Genomic DNA, 10750 nt, shown 5'->3' with positions numbered 1-10750 from the left:
CGGGCGGTCACGTGCCCTCACCCTTCCGCCGCCAAATGGCGGCTCCTTCCCTCTCCCCGGGGGGAGAGGGGTAGTAAGATCAACCCTTCAGCACGCTCAGCAGCGTCTCGCCGAGCAGGCTGGGGCTTTCCGAGACCTTGATCCCGGCAGCTTCCATCGCCGCGATCTTGCTCTCGGCATCGCCCTTGCCGCCCGAGACGATCGCACCGGCATGGCCCATGCGACGACCCGGAGGTGCGGTGCGGCCCGCGATGAAGCCGGCCATCGGCTTCTTGCGGCCACGCTTGGCCTCGTCGATCAGGAACTGCGCGGCCTGCTCCTCGGCGTCGCCGCCGATTTCGCCGATCATGATGATCGACTTGGTCTCGTCGTCCGCGAGGAACAGCTCGAGCACGTCGATGAAGTTCGTGCCGTTGACCGGATCGCCACCGATGCCAACCGCGGTCGTCTGACCAAGGCCTGCGTTCGAGGTCTGGAAGACCGCCTCATAGGTGAGCGTGCCTGAACGGCTGACAACGCCGACCGAGCCCTTCTTGAAGATAGAACCGGGCATGATGCCGATCTTGCACTCGCCGGGGGTCAGCACGCCGGGGCAGTTCGGACCGATGAGCCGCGACTTCGAGCCCGCGAGCGCGCGCTTGACCTTGACCATGTCGAGCACGGGAATGCCCTCGGTGATCGCGACGATCAGCTCGATCTGCGCGTCGATCGCCTCGAGGATCGAGTCGGCCGCGAAGGGAGGCGGCACGTAGATGACCGACGCGGTCGCGCCGGTGACCGACTTCGCCTCGGCGACGGTGTTGTAGACGGGGAGGTCGAGGTGCGTCGTACCGCCCTTGCCGGGGGTGACGCCACCGACCATCTGCGTGCCGTATTCCAGCGCCATCTTGGTGTGGAAGCTGCCGGTTTCGCCGGTCATGCCCTGCGTGATGACCTTGGTGTTCTTGTCGACGAGGATGCTCATCTAGTTTTCTCTCTCTCGTTCCCCGGCGGAGGCCGGGGCCCAGTTGGGAAGGCGGGTCAGTCTGGCGTCAGCGTATCAAACAGATCATCCCAGTTCGGGTTCATCCCTTCGATCGCTTTCACCTTCCAGGCCCGTTTCCATTCCTTCATCTGCAGCTCACGCTGCCGGGCGGCGTCCAGATCATCATAGACTTCGTACCAGACGAGTAGATGACAACCGTATTTCTTCGTAAATCCTGCGACGACCCCGTTGCGATGCTCCCAAGCACGCTTGGGAAGATTGCTGGTGACGCCGAGATAGATCGTGCCGTTACGCCTGCTGGCCATGATGTAGACGCAGAAGGCGGTATCCATCACGGGACTTCTCCCAACTGGACCCCGGCCTTCGCCGGGGAACAGCAGATCAGCTCATGTCCTCAAATCAGTTCAGGCTACCGTCGATACCTTTGCACGCCACGATCAGTTCCTTGACCGCGTCGACCGAGACCTGGAGGTTGCCCTTGGCTTCGTCGTCGAGCTTGATCTCGACGATCTTCTCGACGCCGCCGGCGCCGATCACCACGGGCACGCCGACATACAGGTCGTCGAGGCCGTATTCACCCGAGACGTAGGCCGCGGCGGGCAGGACGCGCTTCTGGTCGTAGAGATAGGCTTCGGCCATCGCGATGCCGCTGGTGGCGGGCGCGTAATAGGCCGAGCCGGTCTTGAGCAGCGCGACGATCTCGCCGCCGCCGCCGCGCGTGCGCTTGACGATCGCGTCGATCTTCTCCTGCGTGGACATGCCCATCGCGATGAGATCGGGAACCGGGATGCCCGAGACGGTCGAATACTGGATCACGGGGACCATCGTGTCGCCGTGGCCGCCGAGCACGAAGCTGGTGACGTCCTTGACCGAGACCTTGAACTCGTCGGCGAGGAAGTGGCTGAAGCGCGACGAGTCGAGCACGCCCGCCATGCCGACGACCATGTGATGCGGGAGCCCCGAGAATTCGCGCAGTGCCCAGACCATCGCGTCGAGCGGGTTGGTGATGCAGATGACGAATGCGCCGGGTGCGTTGGCCTTGATGCCCTCACCCACGGCCTTCATGACCTTGAGGTTGATGCCGAGCAGGTCGTCGCGGCTCATGCCGGGCTTGCGCGCGACACCGGCGGTGACGATGATGACGTCGCTGCCTGCGATATCGGCATAGTCGTTCGAGCCGGTGATCGTCGAGTCGAAGCCTTCGACCGGGCCGCACTGCGACAGGTCGAGCGCCTTGCCCTGGGGGATGCCCTCGGCCACGTCGAACAGGACGATATCGCCCAGACCCTTGAGTGCTGCGAGGTGCGCGAGCGTGCCGCCGATGTTACCGGCGCCGATCAGCGCGATCTTCTTGCGAGCCATTCCAATCCGTCTCCGTCTGATGTGCGGGGTGATTGGTGACGCCGGTTACGCGCATTATGGCGCTACGGCAACCGTTAAAGCGGAAAAGTACAGGTGTTATTGCAACTCGTTCGCAGGAGCAATAAGCTTGCCGACGTTCGCTGAACCACCCCGGCGGAGGCCGGGGCCTAGTTGGGGGACGGTGCAAACTGCGTACTGCGCGCTATTACTACGGCCTTTCCAACTGGGCCCCGGCCTTCGCCGCGGTGGTGCTTGGGGTGCGTCAGATATGCCCTTCCGCCAGATACTCCTCCGAGCGCATCTCTTCCAGACGGCTGATCGTGCGGTCGAATTCGAACCGGCCGTCGCCGCTCGCGTAGAGATCGCCCGGTTGCGCATCCGCGGCGGCGAGCAGCTTGACCTTGTGCTCGTAGAGCGCGTCGATCAGCCCGACGAAGCGCGCCGCCTCGTTGCGGTTCTCGGGCCCGAGCTTGGGGATGCCGACGAGGATGATCGTGTGGAATTTGCGCGCGATGGCGAGATAGTCGGCCACCCCCCTCGCCTCGCCGCACAGCTTTTTGAAGCTGAAGACCGCGACGCCTTTCAGCGACTTCGGCACGCGCAGGGCCCGGCCCTGGACGATCAGTTCCTCGGACGGGACATGCTCGCTGTCGTCGGGCGAGAAGTCGGTGAGGCGGAAGAACGCGGCGGAGAGCTGCACGGTGGCCTCGGGCCCGTTGGGGACGAGCCAGGTGTCCTGGCTGCCGAGCCGGTCGCGGCGGTAATCGACGGGGCCGTTGAGCGGGAGGACGTCGAGGCGCTGTTCGATCGTCGCGATGAAGGGGAGGAAATGCTCGCGGTTGAGGCCGTTCTTGTAGAGATCGGCGGGCGGGCGGTTCGAGGTGGTGACGATCGTCACGCCGGAATCGAGCAGCGAGGTGACGAGCCGCGAGAGGATCATCGCGTCGGGGCTGTTGGTGACCATCATCTCGTCGAACGCGAGCAGCCGGGTTTCCTCGGCGATCGCGGTGGCGACGGGGACGATCGGGTCGCCGACCTCCTTGCGACGCTCGGCGGCGATGCGCGCGTGCACCTCGAGCATGAACTCGCCGAAATGGACGCGGCGCTTCCGCTCGACCGCGACCTCGGCGAAGAACAGGTCCATCAGCATCGACTTGCCGCGGCCGACCCCGCCCCAGAGATAGACGCCGCGCGGGGCTGATTTTTTCGCAAAGCGCGCGAAGAAGCCGGTCGCGACGGGTGCGGCGAGTTCGGTGGCGAGCGTGTTCAGGCGCGCGGCGGCGGCGGCCTGTTCGGGGTCGGGGCGGAGTTCGCCCGAGGCGACGAGCGCTTCGTAGGCGGCGAGGACGGTCACTGGTCTTCACCACCCCGGCGGAGGCCGGGGCCCAGGAGGAAAGGTTGCCGTAATGGAGCGCTACGCTTGAACAATGATCGTGTCCCAACTGGGCCCCGGCCTTCGCCGGGGTGGTGATAGCGGTCGGGGTCAGCCCTTAGGCGGCTTAGGCGACGGCTTGCGGATCGTCGCGGAGAAGGCCGCGATCTTCGCTTCGTCGTCGCCTTGCACCACGAGGCCCCGCAGGAACAAGAGGCGGCCGGTTTCCTTGAGCACCTCGACCTGCGCCTCGATCGGCGCGCCGATGCGGCCGCCACCGATGAACTGGGTGTTGAGGTCGAGCGTCACCGCGGTGCCGGCGGTGATCAACCCGAAGCCGCGCGCGGCGGCGAACAGCGCGACGTCGATGAAGCCGAGCAGCGCGCCGCCGTGGACATTGTCCTGCAGGTTCGAATGGCGACGCTCGGGCGTGATGCGGACGCGGACGCGGTGGCCGTCGACGCGGTAGAGCATGGGGCCGAGCAGCGTGTTGAACCGGGTCGGGTCGGACAGGGTCCAGCTGCGCCAGCCGGGGTGCGCGGGGTCTTCTGCGTCGAGGAAATGGGGGGTGGTCAACGGCATGTCCTTCGAAGCTTGCGAACGGCGCCCACCCTGCCCGTTCGTCCTGAGCGAAGTCGAAGGACTTTTGGGAGCGCCACCCCCTGCCCCAGGCTTGTGCTTCGACTTCGCTCAGCACGAACGGAATTGGGGGAGCGTCGTCCCCGGCCCCAGGCTTGTGCTTCGACTTCGCTCAGCACGAACGGGAGGGGGGAGGTATCAGCGGTTGAGCGAAGAAGCTCCCCCCTCAAATCAGACGATCCGTTCGGCTTCCATCTTCTTGATCTCGGCGATCGCCTTGGCGGGGTTCAGCCCCTTGGGGCAGGCGTTGGCGCAGTTCATGATCGTGTGGCAGCGATAGAGGCGGAACGGATCCTCGAGCTCGTCGAGCCGCTCGCCGGTCATCTCGTCGCGGCTGTCGGCGAGCCAGCGATAGGCCTGGAGCAGGATCGCCGGCCCCAGGAACTTGTCGGCGTTCCACCAGTAGCTCGGGCAGGAGGTCGAGCAGCAGGCGCACAGGATGCACTCGTACAGGCCGTCGAGCTTCGAGCGGTCCTCGGGCGACTGGAGGCGTTCCTTGCCCGAGGGCGGCGGGGTGACGGTCTGCAGCCAGGGCTTGATCGACGAATATTGCGCGTAGAAATGCGTGAAGTCGGGGACGAGATCCTTGATCACGTCCATGTGTGGCAGCGGCGTGATCTGGACCTCGCCCTTGCAATCCTCGATCGCGGTGGTGCAGGCGAGACCGTTCTTGCCGTCGATGTTCATCGAGCAGGAGCCGCAGATCCCCTCGCGGCACGAACGGCGGAAGGTCAGCGAGCTGTCCTGCTCGCCCTTCATCTTGATCAGCGCGTCGAGCACCATCGGACCGGTCTCGTCGAGGTCGAGCTCGAACGTGTCGTAGCGGGGATTCTCGCCGCTATCGGGATCGTAGCGATACACCTTGAACGATTTCAGCCGCTTGCCCCCGCTGGTCGAGGCGTGCTTGACGCCCTTCTTAACGACGCTGTTTTTCGGGAGCGAGAATTCGGCCATTGCGAGCGGTCCGTCCGTGGTGTGATGACAAGGTTGTCAGAGCCGATACATGACAGGGGCCCTGCCCGCAAATCCTTAGCTTCGCGGGTGCAACATGAGTCACATGTGGGGCGCGGCACGGACCGCCGCAACCGTCAGATGATGTCGAGGATCAGCCCGAGATCGCGCGCTTCCTCCGCCTCGATATACCAGTTGGACGGCGCCTTGGCCTTCAGCTCCTCGATATCGACCTTGGTACCGCGGACGAGATCGCGAAAGCCCTCTTCCTGGATGTTGATCGAATCCTCGATCTCGTGGAGCTTGGCTTTCAGCGTGTAGGACAGCGCGTTGAGCGGGCCGTTGAGCTGGATCGTGCTCGTCATCTGGCGCTCATGGATCATCAGGCGGCTGTTGCGCGTGAGGAAGCGGCTGTCGGCGGGGAAGGCCGACATGAAGGTGGCGCCGGCCGAATAGACCGCGACCTTGCCGAGGAACAGCGTCTCGCGATCGGTATATTCGCGCAGCAGGCGGATATGGTCGCCCATCGCGCGCGCCATTTCGGGGTCGCCGCCGAGCGTGGTTATCGAGACGACGAGCGGGCCCTCGGTCGGCGCAGCCGCGACCTGCGCCTTGAAGCTGTCGTACATCGCGTCGTCGACGGGGCCGTGCAGCTGGACATGGGGGACGGCGAGCAACGGATAGTTGCGCGCGTTCGAAGCGGGGGAGGTGTCGGTCATGCGCGGGCAAACTTACCGCGGTATCGAGCGGTTCCGATGTCGTCCGCAAAAGACCGGGAGTATAGATTCTATACCGAAATTGCGGTAGAGTTGGCCATGTTCGAATTCGACCCGGACAAGAGCGCGGCCAACGCGGTCAAGCACGGGATTGATTTCGTCGAAGCTCAGGCGCTGTGGGGCGATGACGAGCGGATCGTCGTCGGATCGGCCCAGCGCCATGTGGGCGAAGACCGGCAACTGGTGATCGGCCGGATCGGCGATCGCCTGTGGACGGCGATCGTCACCGATCGCGGTACGGCGACCCGGATCATCTCGGTTCGCCGCGCGAGAGATTATGAGGAACTGGCTTATGAACGCGCCCGCACCGGCTAAATCCGTGCTGCACAAGGCTATCTCAGCCGACGAACTCGACCGGCGGTTTGACGAGGGCGAGGATGTCAGCGCGTATTTCGACTGGTCCAGCCCACGCAAGCCTGCGCTGGAGGCCAAGCGCGTGAACGTCGATTTCCCCACGTGGATGGTAGAGAGTCTCGACGTGCAAGCCCGCAAGCGTGGCGTCACGCGTCAGGCGCTCATCAAGATGTGGCTGGCAGATCGTCTGGAAGCGGCAGCGAATGCGCCCGCCGCCCCCTGAGGTCAGACGTCCCGGTCGAGTGCCGGATCGGCCTGTCGCTTGTGCTGGAGGATCCAGCCGACCAGGCCGCCGGGGACGCCGCCGGCGAGCGAGAAGAGCGCGAAGAAGGTGATGGCGATCTTCTGCGGGTCTTCGCCGGGGGCGCGCGTTTCGATGCCGTAGATATAGATCGCGGTGCCGATCGCGACGATCGCCGGCCAGAGAAAGCCGGCGATCATCGGCGGGAACCGCGTCAGCAGCCCCACCGCGACGGGCACGAGGAACCCGATCGCGATGATGGCCCAGATCATCAATAGACCCGCTTCTTGGGCTTGATGTAGTCGACGTCGTCGGTGAGCGTGTAGTCGTGCACCGGGCGGAAATCGATCTTGGTCTGACCGCCCTTGCCGCCCCAGCCGTCGAAGGTGGTGATGGTGTGCTTCATCCAGTTGGCATCGTCACGCTCGGGGAAATCCTCGTGCATGTGCGCGCCGCGCGACTCGGTGCGGTTGGCGGCCGAGTTCATCGTGACGACGGCCTGGCCGATCAGATTGTCGAGCTCCATCGTCTCGACCAGATCGGTGTTCCAGATCATGCTGCGATCCTTCACGGCGACGTCGGTCATCCGGTTGTAGATGCCCGCCATCTTCTCGACGCCCTGGTTGAGCAGTTCGGTGTCGCGGAACACGGCGCAATGCTTCTGCATCGTCTGCTGCATGTCGAGACGGATCTGCGCGGTCGGCGACCCGCCGCTCGCGTTGCGGAACGTGTCGAGACGCGTGAGCGCGAGATCTTCCGACCCCTTGGGCAGCGGCGCGTGCGCGGTGCCGGGCTTGAGCGTGTCGCGGATCCGCAGGCCGGTCGCACGGCCGAACACCACGAGATCGATCAGGCTGTTCGAGCCGAGACGGTTGGCGCCGTGAACCGAGACGCAGGCGGCCTCACCGACCGCGAACAGGCCGGGGACGACCGCGTCGGGGTTGCCGCCGACGAGGTTGACGACCTCGCCGTGGAAGTTGGTCGGGATGCCGCCCATGTTGTAATGCACGGTTGGCGTGACGGGCAAAGGCTGGCGCGTGAGATCGACGCCCGCGAAGACCTTGCCGGTCTCGGTGATGCCGGGCAGGCGCTCTGCCAGAACCTTCGGATCGATGTGATCGAGGTGCAGGAAGATGTGGTCGCCGTTCTTGCCGACGCCGCGGCCTTCGCGCATTTCGAGCGCCATCGAGCGGCTGACGACGTCGCGCGAGGCGAGGTCCTTCGCCGACGGGGCATAGCGCTCCATGAAGCGCTCGCCCTCGGAGTTGGTCAGGTAGCCGCCCTCACCGCGCGCGCCCTCGGTGATGAGAACGCCCGCGCCGTAGATGCCGGTCGGGTGGAACTGGACGAACTCCATGTCCTGGAGCGGCAGCCCGGCGCGGAGCACCATCGCATTGCCGTCACCGGTGCAGGTGTGCGCCGAGGTCGCCGAGAAATAGACGCGGCCGTAACCGCCGGTGGCGAGCACGGTCTGGTGGCTCCGGAAGCGGTGGATCGAACCGTCTTCCATGCACAAAGCGATCACGCCGCGGCAGACGCCGTTCTCCATGATCAGGTCGAGCGCGAAATACTCGACGAAGAAGTCCGTATTGTACTTCAGGCTCTGCTGGTAGAGCGCATGGAGCATCGCGTGGCCGGTGCGATCGGCGGCAGCGGCGGTGCGCTGGACCGGGGGGCCCTCGCCCATGTTCTGCATGTGGCCGCCGAACGGACGCTGATAGATCGTCCCGTTCTCGTTACGGCTGAACGGCATGCCGGCATGTTCGAGCTCGTACACCGCCTGCGGCGCCTCGCGGCACAGATATTCGATCGCGTCCTGGTCGCCGAGCCAGTCGGAACCCTTGACGGTATCGAACATGTGCCAGGTCCAGTGATCCGGCGAGTTGTTGCCGAGCGACGCGGCGATGCCGCCCTGGGCGGCGACGGTGTGCGACCGGGTCGGGAAGACCTTGGTGATGCACGCGGTCTTCAGCCCGCTCTCGGCGATGCCCATCGTGGCGCGCAGGCCCGAGCCGCCGGCCCCGACGACGACCGCATCATAGGTATGATCGATGATCTTGTAGGCAGCTGACATTACGCAGGAGCTCCGGAGAAGGCGACCTTCAGGATCGCGAACAGGGCGATGCCGCCCAGCGTGAAGGTGAACAGGTTGAGCAGGATCATCGTCACGACGCGGCTTTCGCCGTGCATGTAATCCTCGATCACGACCTGAAGACCGAGACGGAAGTGGTAGAAGACCGACAGGATCAGCAACGCCATCGGGATCGCCGCCCAGGACGACTGGAGCCACAGATGCACCGAGGCATAGTCATAGGCGGGCATCCGCGCGACCGCGACCATCAGCCAGGCCATCAGGAAGATGTTGGCGCCGGCGGTCAGCCGCTGCTGCCACCAATGCTGCGTGCCGTGCTTGGCGCTGCCCAGACCGCGGACGCGGCCGACTGGCGTACCCGAACCCATTACTTCATCCCCATGTAGAGCCAGAAGGCGACCGTCAGCAGCGTGCTGGCCAGGATCGTCGCGCGCGCACCCATACGGTTGCGCTTGAGTTCGAAACCGGCGCCGGTGTCCATCACCAGATGGCGGATGCCCGTCATCATGTGCTGGAGCAGCGACCAGGTCAGGCCGATGCCGATGACATAGCCCAGAATGTTGAGCCCGCCCGTATCGGTCGTGAACACGTCGACAAAGGTCGCATAGGCCTGATCCCCCGACGCGATCGCGGCGAGCCACCAGACGAGCAGCAGGCTGCCGACGGTCGCCATGCCGCTGCCGGTCGCGCGGTGCAGGATCGAGACCAGCATGTGCGGGCCCCATTTATAGACCTGCAGATGGGGAGAAAGCGGGCGTGCCGGGTTGCGCGATGCCAAGGGCTGTGTCCTCGAGTACGAAGGGCGAGTAACGAACGGTTTGCCGGTCTATTAGACGCCATGTGCTGCGATGCAACCCATCGCCGCCCGGCTTGATAACCCAGGGCAATGCACAGGGGCCGCCGGACGGTTGGTCGGGCGGGGCGGCGGGCGCCCCCTGCCCCGCGGCATCGATCCCTAACCTGGCCTTAAGGAATCACCGTTAGCGCTGGCCGGGCAACGCGATCCGGAGTTTACCCTTTGACCTCACTCGACATGCCGGCCCCCGGGTCGATCGCCACCCAGATCGACCTGGCCGCACGGCTGCGCGCGTTCGACTTCGACGGCTCGCTCGCGGCAGCCAGCCGCGAGCTCTGGGCGCTGATCGAACCGCATGTCGTCACGATCTCCCAGGCCTATTGGGAACAGTGGCAGCGCTGTTTCAGCAACGAGCGGATCTGGTCGCCGCACGAGGCCGACGCGATGATCGAGGTCGGCTGCAATTTCCTGCGCGACCGCTTCCTCAACACCAATGCGCGCGGCTGGGTCGAATCGGTCGAGCGGTCGGTCGCCGCGGCCTATGCCGCCGACGTGTCGCCGATGGCGTTGCTGTCGATGATCAGCGCGAGCGACCGTGCCGCGCTCGGCGTGCTGATGCAGAGCGTGGCGCGCGACAATGACCGACTTTCCTTGTATATCGACACGCTGATGAGGCTGTCGGCGCTGGAAGGTGAGATCACCGTGGCGATCTATACCAAATATCGCAACTTCTCGGCGCAGGGCGCGCGCGACACGCTGGCGGTCGAATTCCGCGACGGAATCGCGACGATGGTCGAGACCGCGACCGACGAGGGGCATGTCCTGCGCGAGCAGGCGGTGCGCAGCTCGGCCTCGACCCGCGCGGTGCTGGGCAAGGCGAGCGAGGTGGCGGCCGCCGCCGAACAGTCCGCGGTGGCGATGCGCGAGGCCGCGCAGACCGCCGCGGGGCTGATCCGCGCGATCGAGGATGCGCGCAGCGAGGTCGAGGCCGCGGCCGAGATCGCCAATCGCGCATCCGCGCAGGCGACCGACGCGGTCGGCATGTCCGAGGCGCTGAGCGATCACGCCAAGTCGATCGAGTCGATCCTGGGGCTGATCCGCGACATTGCCGGCCAGACCAACCTGCTCGCGCTCAACGCGACGATCGAGGCGGCGCGCGCGGGCGATGCGGGACGCGGCTTC

General features: G+C 65.4%; 14 protein-coding genes. 3 read left to right on the top strand and 11 right to left on the bottom strand.

The window, feature by feature from the left end; translation table 11 throughout:
* Positions 1–79: 79 nt before the first annotated feature.
* The 7 genes from sucD to ASE89_RS16265 all read right to left on the bottom strand — a co-directional run bounded on the left by sucD (position 80) and on the right by ASE89_RS16265 (position 6028).
* A complete protein-coding gene (sucD, locus tag ASE89_RS16295) occupies positions 80–964 on the bottom strand; it encodes a succinate--CoA ligase subunit alpha (protein WP_031395407.1) in 885 nt (294 codons plus the stop codon).
* Positions 965–1020: 56 nt separating this feature from the next.
* Positions 1021–1317 (bottom strand): GIY-YIG nuclease family protein, encoded by a 297-nt coding sequence (locus ASE89_RS16290; RefSeq protein ID WP_031440111.1) that lies wholly within the window; start codon positions 1315–1317, stop codon positions 1021–1023.
* A 67-nt stretch (positions 1318–1384) separates the two neighbouring features.
* Positions 1385–2347, bottom strand: a complete 963-nt coding sequence (gene mdh, locus ASE89_RS16285) for a malate dehydrogenase (RefSeq protein ID WP_056679810.1) — start codon at positions 2345–2347, stop codon at positions 1385–1387.
* 262 nt (positions 2348–2609) lie between these two features.
* The gene (zapE, locus tag ASE89_RS16280) at positions 2610–3701 is read right to left on the bottom strand and encodes a cell division protein ZapE (RefSeq protein ID WP_056679807.1); all 1092 of its coding nucleotides are present in this window, start codon (positions 3699–3701) and stop codon (positions 2610–2612) included.
* A gap of 129 nt (positions 3702–3830) precedes the next feature.
* Complete coding sequence (locus ASE89_RS16275) at positions 3831–4301, bottom strand: PaaI family thioesterase (protein WP_156363524.1); 471 nt, start codon at positions 4299–4301, stop codon at positions 3831–3833.
* A gap of 228 nt (positions 4302–4529) precedes the next feature.
* Positions 4530–5312 carry a succinate dehydrogenase iron-sulfur subunit gene (locus ASE89_RS16270; protein WP_031393667.1) on the bottom strand — a complete coding sequence of 261 codons (783 nt, stop codon included), beginning with the start codon at positions 5310–5312 and terminating at the stop codon, positions 4530–4532.
* Positions 5313–5446: 134 nt separating this feature from the next.
* Entirely contained in the window at positions 5447–6028 is a 582-nt protein-coding gene (locus ASE89_RS16265) for a ClpP family protease (protein WP_031393666.1), read from the bottom strand.
* Positions 6029–6064: 36 nt separating this feature from the next.
* On the opposite strand from ASE89_RS16265, the gene ASE89_RS16260 reads away from it, so the two are divergent.
* Together ASE89_RS16260 and brnA are read left to right on the top strand one after the other, a co-directional pair.
* Positions 6065–6400 carry a BrnT family toxin gene (locus ASE89_RS16260; RefSeq protein ID WP_081874214.1) on the top strand — a complete coding sequence of 112 codons (336 nt, stop codon included), beginning with the start codon at positions 6065–6067 and terminating at the stop codon, positions 6398–6400.
* Entirely contained in the window at positions 6378–6662 is a 285-nt protein-coding gene (brnA, locus tag ASE89_RS16255; protein WP_197976043.1) for a type II toxin-antitoxin system BrnA family antitoxin, read from the top strand. Before ASE89_RS16260 ends, brnA begins: the two co-directional genes overlap by 23 nt.
* A 2-nt stretch (positions 6663–6664) precedes the next feature.
* On the opposite strand, the gene ASE89_RS16250 is transcribed toward brnA, so the two are convergent.
* Genes ASE89_RS16250 through sdhC form a run of 4 tightly spaced genes read right to left on the bottom strand, consistent with a single transcriptional unit; the run spans position 6665 to position 9484 of the window.
* The gene (locus tag ASE89_RS16250; protein WP_031393663.1) at positions 6665–6952 is read right to left on the bottom strand and encodes a hypothetical protein; all 288 of its coding nucleotides are present in this window, start codon (positions 6950–6952) and stop codon (positions 6665–6667) included.
* Complete coding sequence (sdhA, locus tag ASE89_RS16245) at positions 6952–8754, bottom strand: succinate dehydrogenase flavoprotein subunit (RefSeq protein WP_031440116.1); 1803 nt, start codon at positions 8752–8754, stop codon at positions 6952–6954. The genes ASE89_RS16250 and sdhA overlap by 1 nt, the downstream gene beginning before the upstream one ends.
* Complete coding sequence (gene sdhD, locus ASE89_RS16240) at positions 8754–9140, bottom strand: succinate dehydrogenase, hydrophobic membrane anchor protein (RefSeq protein ID WP_031440117.1); 387 nt, start codon at positions 9138–9140, stop codon at positions 8754–8756. The genes sdhA and sdhD overlap by 1 nt, the downstream gene beginning before the upstream one ends.
* The gene (sdhC, locus tag ASE89_RS16235; RefSeq protein ID WP_031393660.1) at positions 9140–9484 is read right to left on the bottom strand and encodes a succinate dehydrogenase, cytochrome b556 subunit; all 345 of its coding nucleotides are present in this window, start codon (positions 9482–9484) and stop codon (positions 9140–9142) included. Before sdhC ends, sdhD begins: the two co-directional genes overlap by 1 nt.
* A gap of 321 nt (positions 9485–9805) precedes the next feature.
* Here sdhC and ASE89_RS16230 point away from each other — a divergent pair.
* A partial coding sequence (locus ASE89_RS16230; RefSeq protein ID WP_443024359.1) for a methyl-accepting chemotaxis protein occupies positions 9806–10750 on the top strand: 945 nt, incomplete at its 3' end.

This window comes from Sphingomonas sp. Leaf30 (assembly GCF_001422525.1).
Classification (GTDB): Bacteria; Pseudomonadota; Alphaproteobacteria; order Sphingomonadales; family Sphingomonadaceae; genus Sphingomonas; species Sphingomonas aerolata.
This window is presented reverse-complemented; position numbering and strand designations above follow the sequence as displayed.

Excerpts from the sequence above, each read along its gene's own strand:
- sucD (WP_031395407.1), bottom strand. The coding sequence starts at position 964 with ATGAGCATCCTCGTCGACAAGAACACCAAGGTCATCACGCAGGGCATG.
- ASE89_RS16290 (WP_031440111.1), bottom strand. The coding sequence starts at position 1,317 with ATGGATACCGCCTTCTGCGTCTACATCATGGCCAGCAGGCGTAACGGC.
- mdh (WP_056679810.1), bottom strand. The coding sequence starts at position 2,347 with ATGGCTCGCAAGAAGATCGCGCTGATCGGCGCCGGTAACATCGGCGGC.
- ASE89_RS16275 (WP_156363524.1), bottom strand. The coding sequence starts at position 4,301 with ATGCCGTTGACCACCCCCCATTTCCTCGACGCAGAAGACCCCGCGCAC.
- ASE89_RS16270 (WP_031393667.1), bottom strand. The coding sequence starts at position 5,312 with ATGGCCGAATTCTCGCTCCCGAAAAACAGCGTCGTTAAGAAGGGCGTC.
- ASE89_RS16265 (WP_031393666.1), bottom strand. The coding sequence starts at position 6,028 with ATGACCGACACCTCCCCCGCTTCGAACGCGCGCAACTATCCGTTGCTC.
- ASE89_RS16260 (WP_081874214.1), top strand. The coding sequence starts at position 6,065 with ATGTCGTCCGCAAAAGACCGGGAGTATAGATTCTATACCGAAATTGCG.
- brnA (WP_197976043.1), top strand. The coding sequence starts at position 6,378 with ATGAACGCGCCCGCACCGGCTAAATCCGTGCTGCACAAGGCTATCTCA.
- ASE89_RS16250 (WP_031393663.1), bottom strand. The coding sequence starts at position 6,952 with ATGATCTGGGCCATCATCGCGATCGGGTTCCTCGTGCCCGTCGCGGTG.
- sdhA (WP_031440116.1), bottom strand. The coding sequence starts at position 8,754 with ATGTCAGCTGCCTACAAGATCATCGATCATACCTATGATGCGGTCGTC.
- sdhD (WP_031440117.1), bottom strand. The coding sequence starts at position 9,140 with ATGGGTTCGGGTACGCCAGTCGGCCGCGTCCGCGGTCTGGGCAGCGCC.
- sdhC (WP_031393660.1), bottom strand. The coding sequence starts at position 9,484 with ATGCTGGTCTCGATCCTGCACCGCGCGACCGGCAGCGGCATGGCGACC.